17 protein-coding genes and 1 pseudogene are annotated in these 19,622 nt (G+C 60.0%); 15 read left to right on the top strand and 3 right to left on the bottom strand.

The window, feature by feature from the left end; all coding sequences use genetic code 11:
- Positions 1–358 precede the first annotated feature (358 nt).
- Positions 359–679: a hypothetical protein gene (locus AC04SH_RS26085; protein WP_488480677.1), complete on the top strand. Its 321-nt coding sequence runs from the start codon at positions 359–361 to the stop codon at positions 677–679.
- Positions 680–1,048: 369 nt separating this feature from the next.
- On the opposite strand, the gene AC04SH_RS26080 is transcribed toward AC04SH_RS26085, so the two are convergent.
- Positions 1,049–1,750, bottom strand: coding sequence for a FadR/GntR family transcriptional regulator (locus AC04SH_RS26080; protein ID WP_488480676.1), 702 nt, complete (start codon positions 1,748–1,750; stop codon positions 1,049–1,051).
- A gap of 74 nt (positions 1,751–1,824) precedes the next feature.
- Positions 1,825–2,643 carry an SDR family NAD(P)-dependent oxidoreductase gene (locus tag AC04SH_RS26075; protein ID WP_488480675.1) on the bottom strand — a complete coding sequence of 273 codons (819 nt, stop codon included), beginning with the start codon at positions 2,641–2,643 and terminating at the stop codon, positions 1,825–1,827.
- 147 nt (positions 2,644–2,790) lie between these two features.
- On the opposite strand from AC04SH_RS26075, the gene AC04SH_RS26070 reads away from it, so the two are divergent.
- The 12 genes from AC04SH_RS26070 (at position 2,791) to AC04SH_RS26015 (ending at position 15,683) form a co-directional block, all read left to right on the top strand.
- Complete coding sequence (locus tag AC04SH_RS26070; protein WP_488480674.1) at positions 2,791–4,137, top strand: four-carbon acid sugar kinase family protein; 1,347 nt, start codon at positions 2,791–2,793, stop codon at positions 4,135–4,137.
- 9 nt (positions 4,138–4,146) lie between these two features.
- Positions 4,147–5,034 carry a beta-keto acid cleavage family enzyme gene (locus tag AC04SH_RS26065; RefSeq protein ID WP_488480673.1) on the top strand — a complete coding sequence of 296 codons (888 nt, stop codon included), beginning with the start codon at positions 4,147–4,149 and terminating at the stop codon, positions 5,032–5,034.
- A 67-nt stretch (positions 5,035–5,101) separates the two neighbouring features.
- Positions 5,102–6,634 carry a sugar ABC transporter ATP-binding protein gene (locus AC04SH_RS26060; protein WP_488480672.1) on the top strand — a complete coding sequence of 511 codons (1,533 nt, stop codon included), beginning with the start codon at positions 5,102–5,104 and terminating at the stop codon, positions 6,632–6,634.
- Positions 6,635–6,672: 38 nt separating this feature from the next.
- A complete protein-coding gene (locus AC04SH_RS26055; RefSeq protein WP_488480671.1) occupies positions 6,673–7,635 on the top strand; it encodes an ABC transporter permease in 963 nt (320 codons plus the stop codon).
- 93 nt (positions 7,636–7,728) lie between these two features.
- The gene (locus AC04SH_RS26050; RefSeq protein WP_488480670.1) at positions 7,729–8,727 is read left to right on the top strand and encodes a substrate-binding domain-containing protein; all 999 of its coding nucleotides are present in this window, start codon (positions 7,729–7,731) and stop codon (positions 8,725–8,727) included.
- A gap of 72 nt (positions 8,728–8,799) precedes the next feature.
- On the top strand, positions 8,800–9,834 hold the full coding sequence (locus AC04SH_RS26045; protein ID WP_488480669.1) for an aldo/keto reductase: 1,035 nt from the start codon (positions 8,800–8,802) through the stop codon (positions 9,832–9,834).
- Between the two features lie 5 nt (positions 9,835–9,839).
- Positions 9,840–11,132, top strand: coding sequence for a 3-oxo-isoapionate-4-phosphate decarboxylase OiaX (oiaX, locus tag AC04SH_RS26040; protein WP_488480668.1), 1,293 nt, complete (start codon positions 9,840–9,842; stop codon positions 11,130–11,132).
- A gap of 4 nt (positions 11,133–11,136) precedes the next feature.
- Complete coding sequence (locus AC04SH_RS26035; RefSeq protein ID WP_488480667.1) at positions 11,137–12,117, top strand: aldo/keto reductase; 981 nt, start codon at positions 11,137–11,139, stop codon at positions 12,115–12,117.
- Entirely contained in the window at positions 12,117–13,073 is a 957-nt protein-coding gene (locus AC04SH_RS26030) for an L-threonylcarbamoyladenylate synthase (protein WP_488480666.1), read from the top strand. Before AC04SH_RS26035 ends, AC04SH_RS26030 begins: the two co-directional genes overlap by 1 nt.
- A 231-nt stretch (positions 13,074–13,304) precedes the next feature.
- Positions 13,305–14,348 (top strand): aldo/keto reductase, encoded by a 1,044-nt coding sequence (locus AC04SH_RS26025; protein ID WP_488480665.1) that lies wholly within the window; start codon positions 13,305–13,307, stop codon positions 14,346–14,348.
- On the top strand, positions 14,345–14,845 hold the full coding sequence (locus tag AC04SH_RS26020; protein ID WP_488480664.1) for a hypothetical protein: 501 nt from the start codon (positions 14,345–14,347) through the stop codon (positions 14,843–14,845). The genes AC04SH_RS26025 and AC04SH_RS26020 overlap by 4 nt, the downstream gene beginning before the upstream one ends.
- Complete coding sequence (locus AC04SH_RS26015; RefSeq protein WP_488480663.1) at positions 14,817–15,683, top strand: N-acyl homoserine lactonase family protein; 867 nt, start codon at positions 14,817–14,819, stop codon at positions 15,681–15,683. The genes AC04SH_RS26020 and AC04SH_RS26015 overlap by 29 nt, the downstream gene beginning before the upstream one ends.
- Positions 15,684–15,781: 98 nt before the next feature.
- Here AC04SH_RS26015 and AC04SH_RS26010 read toward each other — a convergent pair.
- Positions 15,782–16,303 (bottom strand): annotated as a pseudogene (locus tag AC04SH_RS26010) (NAD(P)(+) transhydrogenase (Re/Si-specific) subunit beta); the annotation flags it as partial.
- Positions 16,304–16,611: 308 nt separating this feature from the next.
- Between AC04SH_RS26010 and tkt the strand changes: the two are divergent.
- Both tkt and AC04SH_RS26000 read left to right on the top strand, forming a co-directional pair.
- Entirely contained in the window at positions 16,612–18,609 is a 1,998-nt protein-coding gene (gene tkt, locus AC04SH_RS26005; RefSeq protein ID WP_488480739.1) for a transketolase, read from the top strand.
- Positions 18,606–19,613 carry a class 1 fructose-bisphosphatase gene (locus AC04SH_RS26000; protein ID WP_488480662.1) on the top strand — a complete coding sequence of 336 codons (1,008 nt, stop codon included), beginning with the start codon at positions 18,606–18,608 and terminating at the stop codon, positions 19,611–19,613. The genes tkt and AC04SH_RS26000 overlap by 4 nt, the downstream gene beginning before the upstream one ends.
- Positions 19,614–19,622 lie beyond the last annotated feature (9 nt).

Genomic DNA, 19,622 nt, shown 5'->3' with positions numbered 1-19,622 from the left:
ATTATCTGTCGTCGGCGTCCAGACTTATTTATCGTCAGCCGGACCGCTAAATGGCTCATATCCCACCGCTTTCGCCCGATTAGGTTAGCAATCCCTGGGGTAACAGGGTTACCAATATGCCCCGACCACAGTTAATTTCTAACTGGCGCTAAGGCGCTGTATTCTTTGAGCTAATTGCGATCTCGATTGGTAACCCAAGGCCATCCGTTACGCGGATTGGTAACCCATCAGCGACAGGTTTGGTAACCCTCATCGGGTGAGTGCCACGCGCCTCTCGGCGGATTCTTTTCAGTTCTGCTGCGGTTCGTTCCCGTCGCGGTGCGCATGGCTAGCCGGCACGAGGCGTGATACCCACGCTATGGATCAGATCGAAAGCCGTATCGGCATGCGTTTCGAGATCGGGCAGCCGACGCGCGAGGACTGCGTGAGGATAGGGGCCGAACACAACGTTGAGGGAGCCGATGCCTTTCAGGCAGTCGCCACCTACGGTCAGAACACCTCCCTCCGCGCGCTTTGCCACCTGCTTCAGAACTGCGCTGCCGCTGCCAGCGGCGACAGCAGCATTCGTCTTCCGCGGATCGAGACCACGCTTCGCGGCATGTCATGCGGCAGCGACGCGCTCAAGCTTCTGCACGAGCGCCGAAACGACTTCGCACAAGAGGTCGGCATCCCCGCTTAATTCCAGACAGATAATTCTCAACGCCACAGTGGAACGCGCCTTATCCGATCCGTGATCTCTGATCCCATTCGGGTCCCGACGCAGTCGGGGGCTGAGCTGTTTCGGCGTGATTCGCCACCGCTGTGATGGGCGCCATTTCGGCTGTCGCCTGTTCTGCGGCTTTTCATGCGATCTCGCAGCCACCGAAGCCGAACGACCAGCGCGCGCACCCAGCGCCAGGTAGTTTCGCGGAGACGCTAGGGCCACTACTATCGTCCATTCCGCGAGGACCCCGCTTACGCAGGGAGTCTCAAGTAGCGCCGGGGATCGACGCCTCTGCGGTCGCGCGGAATGCGGCGTGTGTAGTTTGAGTACCTCGAGTTCAGGCCGTCATTTCAGCAACGACGTGCGGAAGTGCTCCATGTTCTCTTCGACGCTTTCGCGGCTGAGGTCGCCTGTCTTCCTGTCGCGGATCATTTCGTACATGCGCTCATGCAGTCCGACCGCGCGCCACTTACCACTGACCTCCAAAGACTTCTGTACCCACGGCGCGACCATTTTCAGAACGAAGTCGGCGATCACCACGATCAGCGGGTTGCCGGCTGCCTTGTAGATGGCGCGATGGAAATCGAGGTCGGCCTTGAGGAGTTCCTCGATTGGCGAGTTCTCGTCGTCCGACAGTCTCTTCAAGCGGTCGATGCACTCCCTCATGACAGCGAGGTCAACGTCCGTGCGCCTCATCGAAGCGAGCTCCGAGCAGTTGCGGTCGAAAATGTATCGCAATTCCATCAGCATTTCGGGGGTCGAACTCTGGAGGTAAAGCTTGAACATGGCCAGCGGCATTGCCGGGAGGCCTTCGTCCTTGCGGATGTAATTGCCGAATCCGTGCCTGGTATCCACGATCCCCGATACCGCGAGCGTCTTGATCGCCTCCCTGATTGGTGTCCGGCTTATTCCAAGCTTCTGGGCCAGCTCCTTTTCGTTCGGAAGTTTGTCGCCGGGACTGAGGTTTCCATTGGCGATCTCGCCTGTGATGTAGTCGAGCGCAATATCCAATCTGCTGGGGATTTTCTTTGGATCAACGGACAGCATTCCTAGTCGCTCCGGTCCTAATTGAGGATGGTACGAGGTCATACCGCGTTTCGCCTTTTGCGACAAACACCCGACTACGGGCGGCCAGGGCATGCAGAATTTTCGCTGATTTGTCCCAGCCGCGTGGATGCCTTCGAATCGAACGGGAACATCAACCCCGCAGCAAGGAAGCCGCCGTCGACATTGAGCGTGTGCCCGGTGATGTAGGCTGCCTCATCGCTCGCCAGGAACACTGCCGCGTCCGCGATTTCTGAAGGCTCGCCGTAGCGGCGCTGCGGGACGAGCCGATGATACGCCTCCCGGGTTTCGACCGTGTGCATGACCTTTGACACCTCTGTGAGGATGGGGCCGGGCGCAATGTTGTTGACGTTGATCCCGGATTCAGCAAGCTCGACCGCCATCACCTTGGTGAGGAGTTCGACGCCGGCTTTCGATGCGCCATATGCCGAGCGCCCGACGCCTCCCTTCTGACCGGACAGGGAGGCGATATTGATGATCCTTCCGTATCCCTTCGCCGCCATGATCCGGGCAAACGCCTGCGCTACCAGGAATGTCCCGGTCAGGTTGATGCGAACGACGCGTTCGAATTCTTCTCTCGTGCTTTCGAGGAACAACGTGGTTGCACCAACGCCCGCGTTGTTGACCAGGATGTCGACGGTGCCGAACCGTTCGATAGTTTTCTCCACGATAGCTGCGACGTCCTCGTCGACAGAAATGTCGGCACGAACCGCCAACGCCTTTTCGCCCAGGCGCGCCGCAGCCTCGTCTGCCACGTTAACATCACGATCGACGATGACCACATTCGCCCCTTCGCGAACGTAAGCTTCCGCTACCGCGAGCCCGATCCCCCGTCCTGCGCCAGTCACCACTGCGGTCCGGTCCGAAAGTCTCATTTGCAGTCCTCCCTGGAAGAATAAGGTATAAGGTATGAGGTATGACCTTGACAGGGTTATGGGCTCCTTCTATGAGTCTTGTCAAGAGTGGAGCTTCGGTCGGGGTGAGGAGGTAGGTTTCCTCGACCGGGAGTGTGGGAGATTAGCGTGCCTTCAACTGCGAAGTTAAAAGCCGTGTTTTACGGCGATGATTTCACAGGTTCGTCAGAGAATCTGGCGCAGTTCCATCGGAACGGCGTCAAGGGCAAGCTATACTTGGCGCGTCCCGCGACGGAGAAGGTTGCCGCTGATGCCCAACGTTACGATGTACTCGGTTTCGCCGGCACCGCCCGGGCGCTGTCGGGAGTCGAGCTTGACGCCGAACTCGACAGCGCCTTCTCGATCATAGCCCGGCTGAACAACGCCTTCATTCAATACAAAATCTGTTCGACCTTCGACTCGTCGCCGACGGTCGGGAGTTATGGTCCCGTGCTCGACCGCGCCGCGATCCACTTTGGAAAACGTGACGTCCCCGTGCTCGCGGCCACACCCGACTTCGGACGCTACACCTGCTTCGGAAATCATTTCGCGCGCTTCGCAGACAGGATTGAGCGGCTAGACCGTCATCCCAGTATGTGCCGCCATCCTAAAACGCCGATGCACGAGGCCGATCTTCGCATGCATCTGGCCGGGCAGACGGACAAGGAGTTCGTCAACGTCACACTGCCCATGATCCACAACCGCGCCAAGATGGACGAATGGGTCTTCGAGTCTTTCCGGGGCGGAGCGGGAGTTATTTTCGATGGCGTCGAAAATGACGACCTGGCGGCGGTCGCGGATTTGTTGTGGGCGAGGGCTTCGACGCAGCCGATTTTCGCGCTTGCGGCTCAAGGCCTTGCCCAGCAGCTTGGCGCGCTCTGGGCTCGGTTGGGACTCCTGTCCAGATCCAAGCCCGTCAATACCGAGATCCCCGGGGTCGAGAAGCTGCTCGTATTGTCCGGCAGCTGCGCCCTTCAGACTGGACGCCAGATCGCTGCTGCGGAAGCTGCCGACTGGAAGATGGTTCATCTCGACGTCTCAAAGATCGCTTCAGGCGAGCAAGGTGCCGCGGCTGCGCGCGAAGCAGCTTTGAAGGCTGTTGAAGCTCTCCACCGCGGTCGCCCTACCGTCATCTACACCGCCCGTGGAGAGTCCGGCCGGGTGGTCGAGGTTCCAGCGGAGCGCCTTGGAGCGATCTACTGCGACATTGCCCGGACGGTGCGGCGCGCCGTGTCGCTGCCGCGGATCGTCTTTTCCGGCGGGGACAGCTCAAGCTACGCCGTCAGAACGGTCGGTGCGGAAGCTCTTGAGATCGCGGTTTTCGACGAAGTACAGAACTGCCACGTTTGCCGCCTTGACGCGCCCGGTGACGCCGAAATCGACGGCCTCGAAGTCATGCTCAAGGGAGGACAGATCGGTGCCGACGACTTCTTCATGCGCGCCCTGAGGGGCACCGTCGGTTCGGTCGCGGCGTAGGGAAGAGAAATGCATCAGAAGATCATTTTCGAAGCGCGGGTCAACGAGTACGCGCCGCGTACATCCAACCCCAACATCCCGTACACCGCCGATGAGATCGCGGAAGCCGCGGTCGCGGCCCGCAAGGCAGGTGCGGCGATCCTGCATTATCACGCGAGAACTCCGGATGGGGGGGCGACGAACACCGTCGAAGCCAATGCCGAAATCATCCGCAAAGTCAGATCGGCCACCGATCTGCTCATCCTCCCAACCCTTGGCTTCATCTCCAATGATTCGGACGCCAAGAAGCGTATTGATACGGTGGCCACTCTGGCGCTGGATCCGGCAACGAAGCCCGACATTGCTCCGATCGATACAGGATCGGCGAACCTGGAGCTTTGGGACCCGGAGCGGGCCGCGTTCGAAAACCCGGACCGGCTCTATCTCAACACGACTGAAAGTCTGATGCATTATGCCCGGAGGTTGGCAGAAACTGGCGTCAAGCCAAAGCTAGTCACGTGGTCGGTCGGATTCACGCGGCGGGCGATCGCCCTAATGAATGCAGGCCTGGTCGCGGGGCCGGCCTACTTCCTGCTCCATCTGACCGGAGGACGCTACATCACCGGGCATCCGCCGACAGAGGCCGGATTGCTGGCGCACCTTGCGTTTCTGCCCGACGACAGGCCTATCGAATGGACGGTGAACTGCCTGGGGGGAAACCTGCTGGACATAGCGCCAGCGATTTGCCGACTGGGTGGCCACATGGCCATCGGCATCGGGGACTACCCGTATCGCGAGCTTGGAACGCCCACGAACGCGGATGTCATATCCCGTGCGGTCGAGATCGCCCAAAGAGTCGGACGCGAGCCCGCCACGCCTGCAGAGGCGCGGACGATCCTGGGATTGGACAGTAAGTAAACGATCCGATATGGCGCCGCTCGGCCAGTGGCGTATTTGTAGTCTTTCAAAGGTATGACGTCATATCATGGTTGAGGTGAACGCACAGCAGGAGCTCTTTGAAGGCGGGCAGATGCCGGCGGCTCGCATTCTTCTCCAGGCCGAAGGAGTCCAGAAGTCGTTCAACGGTGTACCCGCGCTGGTGGACGGAAGACTGACACTCAAAGCTGGCACGGTACACGCCCTCTGCGGCGGCAACGGTGCGGGCAAGAGTACGTTTCTGAACATAACGATGGGTCTGCTACGCCGCGACGGCGGTACGGTGCAAATCGACGGCGAACCGGTCGACTTCAAGAGCGCGGCGGACGCGCTGCGCCATGGCATCGCGATCATCACGCAGGAGCTTTCTCCGGTTCCGGAGATGACGGTCGCCGAGAACCTTTATCTTGGTCGTGAACCTAAGCGACTTGGGGTCTTCGTGAACTTCGCTCAAATGCGACGGGACGCCCAGGCATTCCTCGACGAACTGGGTTTCGAAGTCAACGCGCGCGCAAAGATGGGGGAACTGAGCCTCGCGCAGATTCAGCTCGTCGAGATCGCGAAGGCCCTGAGCTACCGCGCGCACATCGTCATCATGGACGAGCCCACTTCGGCAATCGGCGAACATGAAGTCCATGTTCTGTTCAACGCGCTCCGCAAGATTACCGCGCGCGGTTCCGCAATCATCTACGTCTCCCACAAGCTCACCGAAATCTTCGAGATCGCGGACGAATACACCGTTTTCCGCGACGGCCGCTTCATCGAGACGGGAAACATCAAGGACATCGATCGTCGCCACCTCGTGACACAGATCGTTGGTCGCGAAGTGAAACTGGTGGAGAAGGGTAAACCCCTTGAAGACGCACCGATCCTCCTTTCGGTGTCGAACTTGGCACGTGGATCACACTTCCGCGGCATTTCCCTGGAAGTCGCGTCTGGCGAGGTGGTGGGCATCTATGGGTTGCTTGGCTCCGGACGGACCGAGTTCTTAGAAACGATTTTTGGACTTCACTCTCCCACGAGCGGAGAGGTCATATTCAACGGCGACAAGGTGAGACCCGGCCGCCCCAAGGAAGCGATCAGGCGTGGGATGGCCATGGTGACGGAGGACCGCAAAGACAGCGGCCTCGTCCTCTCGGCGTCGATCGCCCACAATATCACGCTCTCGTCGCTCGCCCTGATGGCAGTCAGCGGCTTCATCCGCGGCGACAAGGAACGAAGCGCCGTGCGCGACATGATCGACTCACAGCGCATCAAGTCGGCGTCGCCCGACGTCACCGTCGAGACCTTGTCTGGTGGAAATCAACAGAAAGTCGTTCTGGCACGCTGTCTGCTGACCGACCCGCGGCTCTTGATCTGCGATGAGCCTACGCGCGGCATCGACGAAGGCTCGAAGCAGGAGATCTACGCGTTCCTGCGGGATTTCGCCGCAAAGGGCAATGGCGTTCTGGTGGTCTCCTCGGAGGCCCCCGAGATCATCCAGCTCAGCGACCGGATCGCAATCTTCAAACAGGGACAGCTCGTCAACATCATCGACGGTGCCGACGCAACACAACAGACGCTCATGGACCTGGCGAGCTGACCGATGCCTGCTGGTTCCTCAAAGGGAGGATTTGAGCAATGAATACAATCGCTGCGGCGAAGCCCGGAAGCATGCGGGCAGGAGAACTGATCAGGCAGTTCAGCATCGTCCTGGTGTTCTTCCTGATCGTGGCGTTCTTCTCATTCGCCAGCCAATATTTCCTGACGTGGCCGAACTGGCTCAATCTTGTCCGGCAGTCGTCCATTAATGGCATTCTGGCTATCGGCGTCACCTTCGTGATCCTCACCAAGGGCATAGACCTGTCGGTGGGATCCGTCATGGCGCTGGCAGGAATGATCGCCGCCAGCCTGGTCACCGACACGAACGAGCACTTCGTGCTTTGGGGCATCCTGGCGGGGCTTGCCGTCGGCGCCGTCCTCGGGCTGGTCAACGGAGTGCTCGTCGCTGCGATCAAGGTTCCGCCGTTCGTTGTAACCCTCGGCATGCTTAGTGCCGCGCGCGGATTAACCCTGATCTTCTCGGACGGCCGACCGATTCCGAACCTGTCGGACGCCTTCACATGGATCGGCGGGGGCCAGATCATGTACGTGCCTGTTCCGATCCTGGTCCTGCTGCTCGTCTTTCTGATTGGATGGACCGTCCTGAACTACACGACCTTCGGACGTTATGTCTATGCAGTCGGTGGCAACGAGAAGGCGGCACGCACGAGCGGCGTCTCGACGAAGATCGTGGTCGGCTCGACCTACGTCATCTCCGGGCTTCTGGCGGGCCTGGCTGGGATCGTTCTCTCAGCCAGGACAACCGCAGCCCTGCCGCAGGCCGGTATGGGCTACGAGCTCGACGCGATCGCGGCTGTCGTTATTGGAGGGACCAGCCTTGCCGGCGGCCGCGGTTCGCTGCTCGGCACGCTCATCGGAGCGCTGATTATCGGCACCATCAACAACGGCATGGACCTGATGGGAGTGTCTTCCTACTACCAGCAAGTGCTCAAGGGCACCATCATCGTAGTCGCGGTCATCGCCGATCAAATCCGGAAGTGACGCAATTTCAGGAATTGCCGCCGACAGGTCGGCGACAATGCCCGATCACGCAAGCAACGCGCTCGGGCGGCTTCAACCAGAGGAGAGTGTGAAATGCAGATGTCTCGGAGGAACCTGCTCAAGGCAGGCGTGGGAATGGCAATCGGCGTGGCCATGCTGGCCGGAACACGGATGGCGTTGGCGGAGGACAAAATTCGGATCGCTGCGTTATCGTTCGGCGAGTCCGGTGAATACATGAAGGCTTGGTCGACGGAAATCCAGAACCATCCGGCCGTCAAGTCGGGCATGGTCGAGATCACGGTTTTCGACGGCAAATATGACCCGCTGACCCAGGCTAACCAGATCGATACCGCGATCACCCAGCAGTTCAACGCCATCATCATGGCACCGTTCGACCTCCAGGCGTCGGCTCCGCCGATCGACAAGGCAGCGCAGGCCAAAATCCCGCTGATTGTCTCGGCGCTCAAGACGAAGTCAATGAATTACACCGCGTCCATCATCGTCAACGACACCGAGGGCGGCCGCATCATCGCCGAGGAACTCGGCAAGCGGCTCCCGAAGGGCGGCAACGTCGTTCTCATGGAAGGTCCGATCGGCCAGTCCGCTCAGATCGAGCGCCGCGCTGGTGTCGACGCCGGACTCGCGAAGTTCCCGAATTTGAAGCTTATCGAGGCCAAGACCGGCAACTGGAGCCGTGCCGAAGGCCAGGCCCTTATGGAGAACTGGCTGCTGGCTCATCCCGGCCAGATCAACGGCGTGCTTGCCGAAAACGACGAGATGGCGCTGGGTGCCATAGTGGCGATGAAGAGCGCCGGCATCGATCTCAAGACCGTACCCGTTTTGTCGATCGACGGCATCCCCGACGCCAAGCGCGCGGTGAAGAAGGGCGAACTGGCGGTCTCGCTCTACAAGTATGCGCGTGCCGAGGGCCAGGGTGCCGTCGATCTCGCTCTGCATGCGATCAAGGGCGACAGCTACAAGCCGCAGGCAGAAATCTGGGGCTCTCTGATGGAATGGAAGGACGGCAAAGAGAAGGATTACGTGGTTCCGTGGCTGATCCTCGATTCCAGCAATGTCGAGAAGTACATGTAATCACAAATGCTTGACTGCGGACGGCCCTTGGGCCGTCCGCATGACCTGCTCCGAAATCGAGGATTGAGTACCATGCAAGAAAGAAAACTCGGAAAGACCGAGGTGACGCTGACCTCCCTTGGGCTGGGGACTTCACCGCTCGGTGGCTGCAACGTCGACGTGACCTTTCAGACTTTCGAAGCAGTCGTCCTCAAGGCCTATGAACTCGGGGTCCGCTACTTCGACACCGCGCCGCTCTACGGTCTCGGTAAGTCCGAGCACTCGCTCGGACATGTGCTCCGGAACAACGATCTTGTCGGTAAGGTGGTGGTCAGCACAAAGGCGGGGCGTATCCTCAAGCCTGAGAGCCGAGCCAAGCGCGCCGAAAGTCTTTATGGCATCGATTGGGTGAAGTCGCTGCCGTTTGTCGACGAGTACGACTATTCGTACGACGGCATCATGCGCGCCTTTGAAGACAGCCAGCAACGCCTGGGCATGGACCACATCGACATCCTGTATCTCCATGACGTGAGCGGTGAATGGCATCGCGAGTCATATGACACGCATCTGTCTGCGTTGAGGGCCAGCGGCTACAAAGCTTGCGACGAGCTGCGCCACTCGGGGTCTATCAAAGCCATCGGCCTCGGCGTCAACGAAACGGCGTCGGTCCTGCAGGTAGCCGAGGAGTTCGATCTGGATTGCTCGATGGTCGCTGGACGGTACACCCTCCTGAACCATGGCGCCCTCGACCATTTCTACCCGGAAATGCAGCGCCGAGGTATCGGCATCGTCGCCGCCGGCATTTACAATTCAGGGATCCTGGCCGAGGGCAGCAAGTCAAGGACGACGACCCGGACCTACGACTGCCAGCCCGCACCCGAGGCGATTGTTCGCAAGGTCGAGGCACTTGAGGCCGTGTGCGAACGGCACGGCGTATCCCTTCCGACCGCGGCGACGCAATTCGTCTACGCGCATCCCGCAGTGACCGCGGTCGTCCAGGGCGCTTTGACGCCGGAACATGTGGCGGCGAACGTCGCCGCGATTTCCACGCCGATCCCAACGGCATTTTGGGATGACCTCAAATCGTCGGGTCTCATTCCCGCGGCCGCCCCAGTGCCTGCAGCGTAAAGGCGATGACGGTGGAGCTGACTCGGCCAAGACCCTCGGATGTCCTTGTCACCTACCGTGTCGAAACGGCTGGAAGTCCCGAGACGTTGGCGGCCAAGATCGCAAGCGATCAATCCACCGGAACGTTCGTGGACCTGCCGGGAGAGACGGCTGAACTCAAAGCCCGAGCGGCCGCGCGAATTGTCGCTTTCGAGCAGCTGGACACCACCGAAATCCCTTCTCTTCCCGCCAAGGGAGCGGCCTTCAATCGGGCGCAGGTGACGATTGCGTATCCGCTCGAAGCTGTCGGAACCGACCTGTCGGCCCTGGCGACGGTGGCGCTCGGCGGTGTCTGGTCGATCAAGGAGTTCACGGGACTTAGGGTCATCGGCCTTCAGTTGCCGTCCGAGTTCGACGGGATTTATCCCGGACCCCAATTCGGGATCGAAGGCTCGCGGCGGCTTACAGGGGTTTACGACAGACCGATTATAGGAACCATCATCAAGCCTGCGCTGGGTCTTACCCCTGATGAAACGGCAAAAGTCGTCGGCGAGTTGATCACATCCGGCGTTGATTTCATCAAGGACGACGAGAAGCTGATGTCGCCGCCTTACTCCCCATTGGAAGCGCGCGTGAAGGCCATCATGCCGCTCATTCGGGACCACGAGCAGCGAACCGGGAAGAAGGTCATGTACGCCTTCGGCATTTCCGACGTCGATCCCGACGAGATGGTGCGGAAGCACGACATGGTGGTTCGCGAAGGCGGTAACGCCGCGGTCATCAGCATCAACTCAATCGGCATGGGCGCATTCCTGTTCCTGCGCCGGCGTTCATCGCTCGTGCTGCACGCCCACCGTAACGGTTGGGACCTCATCACCCGACATCCGGGCCTCGGTTTCGACTTCTCGGTCTATCAGCAGCTTTGGCGCCTGTTGGGCGTCGACCAGTTCCAGATCAACGGCATCGCTGCGAAGTACTGGGAGCCGGACGACTCTTTCGTTCAGTCTTTCCACGACCTACAGAAGCCGATCTTCCATGACGCCGATCGCCCGTTGCCTGTCGTTTGCTCGGGCCAATGGGGCGGCCAGGCACCCGAGACCTATCGGCGGACCGGACAGACAGTCGACCACCTCTATTTGTGTGGTGGCGGTGTGGTTAGTCATCCTGGCGGACCTGCAGCCGGGGTGAAGGCTGTTCGGGCCGCATGGGACGCTGCCGTCGCCGGGATCGATCTCCAGGAACACGCGAAGTCTCATCCGGAGCTGGCGCAGGCGCTCGCCAAGTTTGGCCCGAAATCACCGATATCAGAAGGGAAGTGACGCCATGGAGTACCGTCAACTTGGTCGGTCTGGCCTGAAAATTTCGCAATTGGTCCTGGGCTGCATGAGCTTCGGCGTCGCGGAACGCGGCAACCATGCATGGACGTTGTCTGAAGAGGATAGCAGGCCTTTCATCAGGCAAGCCCTCGAACTTGGCATCAACTGCTTCGATACCGCCAACGTATATTCTGACGGTACCAGCGAGGAGATTGTCGGAAAACTTCTCAAAGAGATGGCACCGCGCGACGAGGTCGTCATTGCGAGCAAGGTCTACGGCAAGATGCGGAATGGTGCCAACGCCGTCGGCCTGTCACGCAAGGCGATCATTGCCGAGGCAGAGGCTAGCCTGAGGCGACTTGGGACCGACTACATTGACCTCTACCAGATCCATTTCTGGGACAACTCGACACCGATCGAGGAGACTTTGGAGGCGCTGACCGACCTCGTGCGAAGCGGCAAGGTACGATACATTGGCGCAAGCAACTGCTACGCTTGGCAGTTCGCGCGCGCGCTCTACAAATCGAACGCCTCCGGATGGTCGCGCTTCATCTCCATGCAGGCGCAAATGAACCTCCTTTACCGTGAGGAGGAACGCGAGATGCTGCCGCTCTGCAGGAGCGAAGGCGTCGGCATAATTGCCTTCAGCCCCCTGGCGCGCGGACGTCTTAGCCGACCGTGGGAGGAAAGCAGCCTGAGGTCTGAGACCGACAATGTGACAGCACGATTCTACGGACATGCCGACGAGGCGGATCGGCGCGTGGTGGATGTCGTCGCCAAGATCGCCGCCGCGAAGAACGTCTCTCGGTCGCTTGTCGCTATGGCGTGGCTCAACTCCAAGCCGGGCGTCATCGCTCCGATTGTCGGCGCGACCAAACTATCGCACTTGAAGGATGCGGCCGCGTCCCTTGACGTGAAGCTGACTGCAGAGGAAATCAAGGAACTCGAAGCCCCCTATGTGCCTCATCAGGTCGTGGGCCTGAATTAGTGCGGATTACCCGCCGGTTCAGCAACGAAGACCACGACATAGAAATAGCGGCCGAAATGCTCCGCAACGGTGAAGTTGTGGCCTTTCCCACGGAGACAGTTTACGGGCTTGGAGCCGACGCCAGCAATTCCGCCGGAATTGAAAACATCTATGAGGCGAAGGGACGCCCACGGCACAATCCGCTGATTGTCCACGTTGCCGACATGGATATGGCCCGCAGGATTGCCCAGTTCAACCAGAATGCCGAGTTAGTCGCTGCCCGGTTTTGGCCAGGCCCCCTGACGATACTGCTGCCCAAGAAGGATGATTGCGGATTGGCCCCTGCGGTGACCGCGGGCCTGGCGAACGTTGCGATCCGGTTTCCGTCTTCACAGGTTGCCCAACGCCTTATCCGAGCAGTTGGATTCCCGGTGGCCGCGCCGTCAGCCAACCTTTCCGGGAAGATATCCACGACGCGTTTCGCGCAAGTGGTTCGCCAACTCGACAGCCGCATAGCGGGAATTATTGAAGATGACACCTGCGACCACGGGCTAGAGTCCACAATCCTGTCCTTGGTCGGAGCGCCTACACTCCTGCGTCAGGGTTCGGTTCCGCAAGAGTCGCTCGAAGAGTTACTTGGCTCGATGGGGGAGGACAGCGACCCGCGTGAAATATCAGCGCCGGGGCAATTGAGAAGCCACTACGCTCCTCACGCTGCCGTCAGGATGGAAGTCGACCAGCCGAGGGCGAACATGATTTGGGTCGGTTTCGGACCGACATGCGAGGGTTGCCGTTTGACGCTCTCCGCTTGCGGCGACCTGCAAGAGGCTGCTCGAAACCTGTACGCAGTCATGACCGAGGCTGATGCTCTTGCAAAAGCAGGCGAGGTGATCGGGTTCGCGCCGCTACCGATGGTCGACCTTGGCCGCGCCATAAACGACCGATTGAGACGCGCCGCCGCGCCGCGCTTAACCTGACTAGAATCACGTGCGGTAAATGCGGGGGTCAGCCCAAAAATCACTTGCATCTAAAGGTATGACCTTATACCTTATCTATCGCCGACTTGGAGGAGCCGTGCTGGGAGGTTTCGTGGGAGCAATTCACGACATCAATCTTCACGGGTGGCGCCGTATTTGTGCTCGCTCGCTACGGCCTCCAGGAGGCCCACCGGTAGCGCGCCTTCCAACGACATACGCAATGGATGACCAATGACCGACCTCGAACTCAGGCCACTCGGAAAGACCAAAGTGCAGGTGACTTCGCTGGGGCTCGGCACGGTGCCCCTCTCGGGCTTCAACGCCGACGTCTCATATGACGAGTTCGAAGCCACGATCCTTGCAGGGTATTCGTCCGGAATCCGCTACTTCGATTGCGCCCCGATGTACGGCTTTGGGAAGTCCGAACACTACCTTGGGCATGCGCTCCGGGCCAACAAGCTGCGCCAAGACGTCGTGGTCAGCACCAAGGTTGGGCGCGTCCTCAAGCCCGCCAGCAGGACGAAGAAACTTGAGACCGTGTACGGCATCGACTGGATCGATCCATTGCCGTTCCTCGACACTTACGATTACACGTATGACGGTGTCATGCGTGCGTTCGAGGACAGCCAGCAGCGGCTCGGTCTCGACTACATCGATGTCCTTCTTGTCCATGACGTCGGTCGCGCCTGGCACGGTGACCAAAGCGAATTCTACTGGGACCAGCTGCGCGCTTCCGGTTACAAGGCGCTCGACGAGCTCCGATCGAGCGGCGCCGTCTCGGCCATAGGTTTGGGCGTCAACGAAACGGACTCGGTCGTCGGTGTTGCGCGCGAGTTTCAGATAGACTGCTCCCTGATCGCAGGGCGCTATACGCTGTTGAACCACGGGCCCCTCGAAGCCGCCTTTGACGAGTTACTCGAGCGAAACGTATCGGTGATCGCCGGGGGCATCTTCAATTCCGGAATCCTTGCGACCGGCGTTGGCGCAGCCACAGCCACTTATGACTACGGCAAGGTCCCGGCCGCCGTCGTGGAGAAGGTGAAGGCCATCGAGAGCGTTTGCGTGGAATATTCGGTGAGTCTGCCGGCGGCGGCGATGCAATTCGTCTACGCGCATCCGGCTGTGGCCACCATGGTCATGGGAGCGAAGAGCGCCGCCGAAGTGGACCAGAACATCAAGGCGATCAACGAGACGATACCATCGGCGTTCTGGGACGCCTTGAAGGCTGCGAACCTCCTTCCGTCGAAGGCTCCGCTGCCGAAGGACGGACGATGAATCGCGCCACCATCGGCCGTGCTTTCCAATGTGACGCGGTGGTCGAGCCGGTTGCGTCAGCGGAAGCGCGCAAGGGCGTCGAAGCGCTCGTCAGAACTTATGGAGAGCTTCTTGCGATTTACTCGTTCATGCATCTCGCATTGAAGGAGAAAGGTATGCGCTTTTTGGTCGGCGAACTCGCCCACCGTGCAGCCGAAATCAAACGGTCGGTCGCGGCAGCACGCTCTGTCTTGCCGGGGGTAGCTGGCCAACAGCACGCGTTCGCCCATCTGGGAAAGGCAGAGCGTCTGCTCGCTGACGCGGACACGCTGCTGCAGCGCGGTGTCCTCGTCCAAGACGCGCCGCTCTTGGGGTTGCTTTCAAACGCCGTGACCGAGCTTGAGCGTTCGGCCGCAATACTCGACACAACGACTTTTGACACAAGCAGCTGCTGTGCAGGGTCTCTATCTGGTCATGGGGAGGAATACCATGGGAGCACATTCAATCTGGGTGCTTGAATACTCGTGCAGCCCGGTGCACCCGGTCAGCGGGGTCTATTACGGCGAGCACAATCGGGGAACGATGAACCTGCCGTTCGCCTACATACTTATCAAGGCCAGCAACGCCGTCGTCCTGGTCGACGTCGGACACGACGCCGGCGACTTCGGAGGGCAGATCGCCAACTCGATTGGCGTCACCGGATGGACAGGTCCCGACATCGTCCTTGGCGAGTGCGGCGTGAGGCCACAGGACGTCACCCATGTGATCCTGACGCATGCACATTTCGATCACATCGGAGGCCTGAAATTCTTCCCCAACGCCAAGATCTACATCCAGAAGAAAGAGCTGGACTCATGGATGTGGATCCTCGCCAAGGGCCGCCGCTTCCGCTCTCTGCAGGCGGGATTGAACCCTGCCGACATCCTCTACCTGACCCAGGCAAACATTGAGGGTCGTCTCGAATTGGTGGAAGGCGAGAGAGAAAATCTGCTGCCGGGAATTCACCTCTATCCCGCATTCGACACCCACACTGCGGGCTCGCAATATGTGGTGGTGCAGAACGGCGAGGGAGACGACAAGATCGTCCTGTCCGGCGACGTGGTCTATACCTATAAAAACCTCAACGGGGGCGACTCGAATGATCCGTGTTTCGTTCCGCCGGGCCTCGCCAACGGCAGTCAAACGCGCCTGATCGAGACCGCCGAGGAGATGCTTGGGATCGTCGGCAACGACGAGCGCCGCATCATTCCCATGCACGAGGAACGGCTGTCAAAGATCTATCCGTCGCGCGCGACAGATCGCGAGCTCATGCTCGTCGAGATATGTCTGGCTGACGGAGAACCTTCAAGAGTGTGATGAAAGTTGCGCAGTTCACAATCGTCCTCCCAAGACGATGCGCAGGGAAAGGCCGGGTGTCGACGACCCCGGCCTTTTCCATTTCGCTTCCTTCACATCTACCTGAGCAAGGGGATCAACTGCGTGACCGAGTTCTTCGCGTCCCCATAGAACATGTGGGTGTTCTCCCTGAAGGAGAGCAGATTCTCAATCCCGGAATAGCCCGTCCCCTGACGACGCTTCGATACGAAGACCTGCCGGGCCTTCCAGACTTCGATGACTGGCATTGCGGCGATCGGTGAATTCGGGTCTTCCTGGGCCGCCGGATTCACGATGTCGTTCGAACCGATGACTATAACGACGTCGGTGTCAGGAAAGTCCTCGCTGATCTCGTCCATTTCCAAGACGATGTCGTAAGGGACTCGGGCTTCGGCGAGGAGCACGTTCATGTGGCCGGGCAGTCGACCCGCGACGGGATGGATGGCGAAGCGTACGGTCTTACCTGCCGCACGCAATTTGCGGGTGAGTTCGGAAACTGCACCCTGGGCTTGCGCGATCGCCATCCCATAACCAGGGACGATAATGACACTTTGCGCGTCGTTGAGGGCCGCGGCGACCCCCTCGCCGTCGATCGAGATCTGATCCGCCGGCAAGCCGCTCGCGCACCGCTCCGATCTTCACTCAATCCCTCCCATTTTCTGTCTCGCGACGGGAAGGCCGCTCGTACCCACTATGTGTTAAATGTTACAAGGAAACTCACAAAATAACATCAAATCAACCAAGTTTGCTATCTCGCATTAGGCCCATCCCCTCCGAATCCTTGCGGGTTCGCGGGGCTTGGGCCCTGTCGGATGTGATAATGTTAGCTTTATCACAAAAAGTAATGTTGAATTGTGATAAGATATGTTATATTTTGGGGGCCTCTCGCACGTCGACAGAGGAGTGCCGAATGATCCCAGCTAAGGTATCGATTTCTGATCTAGCAAACGCGATCCGCGTTCTTTCAATCGATGCCGTGGAGGCAGCCAATTCGGGTCATCCCGGGATGCCGATGGGCATGGCTGACGCCGCGTCCGTGCTGTTTGCAAGGCATTTGAAATTCGACGCCAGCCAGCCTCGCTGGGCCGACCGCGATCGCTTCGTTCTGTCGAACGGGCATGGGTCCATGCTGCTCTACAGCGCGCTTTATCTCAGCGGTGTGGAGGACGTCTCGATCGAGGAGATCCGCAATTTCCGCCAATGGGGTTCCAAGACCCCCGGCCATCCTGAATACGGTCATACTGCTGGCGTGGAGATCACCACTGGGCCGCTCGGGCAGGGCATAGCCGGAGCGGTGGGCATGGCCATAGCCGAAAGACGCCTTTCGGATGAGTTTGGCGCGGACCTGGTCGATCACCACACTTACGTGTTCTGTGGCGACGGCTGCCTCATGGAAGGCGTCGGACAGGAGGCGGCCTCGCTGGCCGGTCACCTGAAGCTCGGCAAGCTGATCGTGCTCTATGACGACAATGCAATTACGATTGACGGCTCCACCGCCGTTTCGTTCACCGAGGACGTTCCTGCCCGTTTCGCGGCCTATGGCTGGCATGTCGAAAGCATCGACGGCCATAATCCGGCGGCCATCGATGCGGCAATCACCCGCGCGAAGGCAGAAGCGGGCAGGCCGTCGCTGATCGCGATGAAGACCGTCATCGGCTATGGTTCACCAACCAAGGCCGGCAAAAGCTCGGCTCATGGCGCGCCACTGGGGGCAGCCGAGGCGGCTGCGGCCAAGGCTGCCTATACCTGGCAGGCCGCGCCATTCGAAATACCGTCGGAGATCCTCGAAGGCTGGCGTGCCATTGGCGCAATGGGAGCTGGCGCACGTGCCGATTGGCAAGGGCGGCTCGATTCCATTGACGCCGGCAAGAAAGCGGAATTCCTGCGCCGGGTCTCCGGCGTGCTTCCCGATCACTATGGTGTGCAGGTTGAGGCCGCCCGGACCAAGCTCCTCGACCATCCCCAGCCAGTCGCAACCCGAAAAGCAAGCCAGATCGCTCTGGAAACGCTAGCCGCCGCCCTGCCTGAGATGATCGGCGGCTCAGCTGACCTTACCCATTCCAATCTTACCCGCGTTGCCGCCGTCGACAGCGACTTCACGCCGACCAGCTCGGGGCGCTATGTCAGCTATGGGGTGCGTGAATTCGCCATGGCTGCGGCCATGAACGGCATCGCCGTGCACGGCGGACTTATTCCTTATGGGGGCACGTTCCTGGTCTTTTCAGACTATTGTCGCAACGCAATCCGGCTGTCGGCGCTGATGGGGGTGCGCTCGATATACGTATTGACGCATGACTCGATCGGGCTTGGCGAAGACGGTCCAACACATCAGCCGGTCGAGCACGTGGCAAGCCTGCGGGCCGTTCCGAACCTGCACGTATTCCGACCCTGCGATGCCGTTGAGACGCTGGAGTGTTGGGACATCGCTCTGCGCGACCGCAACACTCCATCGGTTCTGGCGCTTTCGCGTCAAAATGTTCCTCAACTCCGGTTAGAGCGCGACACCGTCAACCGGGCGCAAAAGGGTGCCTATGTCATAAAGGAGTCCGGTCCGGCGCGTGACTTGACCATTCTCGGCACCGGGACCGAGGTTTCGCTCGCCGTTGCCGCGGCAGAGCAACTGAAGGAGAGGGGCATTCATGCAGCTGTCGTCTCAATGCCCGCCTGGGATCTCTTTGAGAAGCAACCGAAAGCCTACAGGGAGGCCGTGCTCGGCAACGCGCCGCGCATAGCGGTCGAGGCGTTGTCGAAATTCGGGTGGACCCGCTATGTGGACAGCGAGGACGACGTCATCGGCATGACCGGCTTCGGCGCCTCGGCGCCCGCCGATGTGCTTTATGAGAAATTCGGCATCACCAGCCAGGCGATCGTGGCGCTCGCTCTCGAGAAGCTCGGAGCAACGCCATGAACGTGCTCAGGCTTACCAATGATCAACCGGCTCGCGCACTGCGAGCCGTGGAGGATTTTCTGGAGGATTGGGCGGGCGCGGACGCGCTCCGCCTCGCGATCACAAAGCAAATCGACGCCGTGATGACGGGCGCACGGGCCTTGTCGGCCAGGATCGCCCTCGGTGAACTTCCTGGCGATCCGGCCGAGATCGTCGGCGTCAATTCCGACAGCGACAAACAGAAGGCGATCGACGTTGCCTCACATCATTTGTTCCTGGCCCTGCTGCGGGATGCCGGCGCGGCGCAGGTGCTGTCCGAGGAGGCGGAAGTGCCGGCTGTCTTTGGTTCGTCAGGCCTCGCCGTCGCGATAGATCCGCTTGACGGATCAGGCAATGTCGGACTTGGGGCCTCCCTTGGCACGCTGTTTTCGATCGTTCCATTCGAGGTCGGTGAGGATCCGTTCCTCAAGCCGGGAAGGGAATTGGTCGCTGCCGGCTACGTGTCCTATGGCAACACCGTCGATCTTGGCTTTTCGGTCGGGGAAGGGGTCGTCCTGGCGACGCTCAACCCCAATGATGGAAGTTTCTACGTCATCCGGGAAAGTGTCCGGATAAAGCCCGACACGGCGGATCTCGCCTACAATGCGTCTTTGCATCGCCATCTCGTGCCGTCGACCCGTTCCTATGTGGACGACTGCCTGAAGGGCAGTTCGGGTCCCCGGGGCCGCGACTTCAATATGCGCTGGCTGGGCGCCGCCGTTGGAGAGCTCCATCGCATTGTTTTGCGCGGTGGCGTCTTCCTCTACGGCGCCGATGGCCGTCAAGGCTACGAGCAGGGCCGCTTGCGCCACGTCTACGAGGCCAATCCGATCGCATTTTTGATGCGGGCCGCCGGAGGCCTCGCCACCGACGGCAGCATCAACATACTCGACAAGCCGCCCGCGTCCCACCATTGCAGGACGCCGCTGGTCTTCGGCTCTGTCAACGAAGTCGAACTGATCTCAGGTCTGGTCCGGAAAGCATAAGGGGAAAGC

This window comes from Mesorhizobium sp. CNPSo 4688 (genome assembly GCF_057784295.1).
The sequence above is the reverse complement of the archived record's forward strand: the minus strand, read 5'-3'. Positions and strand labels throughout refer to the sequence as shown.

Excerpts from the sequence above, each read along its gene's own strand:
- AC04SH_RS26085 (WP_488480677.1), top strand. The coding sequence starts at position 359 with ATGGATCAGATCGAAAGCCGTATCGGCATGCGTTTCGAGATCGGGCAG.
- AC04SH_RS26080 (WP_488480676.1), bottom strand. The coding sequence starts at position 1,750 with ATGCTGTCCGTTGATCCAAAGAAAATCCCCAGCAGATTGGATATTGCG.
- AC04SH_RS26075 (WP_488480675.1), bottom strand. The coding sequence starts at position 2,643 with ATGAGACTTTCGGACCGGACCGCAGTGGTGACTGGCGCAGGACGGGGG.
- AC04SH_RS26065 (WP_488480673.1), top strand. The coding sequence starts at position 4,147 with ATGCATCAGAAGATCATTTTCGAAGCGCGGGTCAACGAGTACGCGCCG.
- AC04SH_RS26060 (WP_488480672.1), top strand. The coding sequence starts at position 5,102 with ATGGTTGAGGTGAACGCACAGCAGGAGCTCTTTGAAGGCGGGCAGATG.
- AC04SH_RS26055 (WP_488480671.1), top strand. The coding sequence starts at position 6,673 with ATGAATACAATCGCTGCGGCGAAGCCCGGAAGCATGCGGGCAGGAGAA.
- AC04SH_RS26050 (WP_488480670.1), top strand. The coding sequence starts at position 7,729 with ATGCAGATGTCTCGGAGGAACCTGCTCAAGGCAGGCGTGGGAATGGCA.
- AC04SH_RS26045 (WP_488480669.1), top strand. The coding sequence starts at position 8,800 with ATGCAAGAAAGAAAACTCGGAAAGACCGAGGTGACGCTGACCTCCCTT.
- oiaX (WP_488480668.1), top strand. The coding sequence starts at position 9,840 with ATGACGGTGGAGCTGACTCGGCCAAGACCCTCGGATGTCCTTGTCACC.
- AC04SH_RS26035 (WP_488480667.1), top strand. The coding sequence starts at position 11,137 with ATGGAGTACCGTCAACTTGGTCGGTCTGGCCTGAAAATTTCGCAATTG.
- AC04SH_RS26025 (WP_488480665.1), top strand. The coding sequence starts at position 13,305 with ATGACCGACCTCGAACTCAGGCCACTCGGAAAGACCAAAGTGCAGGTG.
- AC04SH_RS26020 (WP_488480664.1), top strand. The coding sequence starts at position 14,345 with ATGAATCGCGCCACCATCGGCCGTGCTTTCCAATGTGACGCGGTGGTC.
- AC04SH_RS26015 (WP_488480663.1), top strand. The coding sequence starts at position 14,817 with ATGGGAGCACATTCAATCTGGGTGCTTGAATACTCGTGCAGCCCGGTG.
- tkt (WP_488480739.1), top strand. The coding sequence starts at position 16,612 with ATGATCCCAGCTAAGGTATCGATTTCTGATCTAGCAAACGCGATCCGC.
- AC04SH_RS26000 (WP_488480662.1), top strand. The coding sequence starts at position 18,606 with ATGAACGTGCTCAGGCTTACCAATGATCAACCGGCTCGCGCACTGCGA.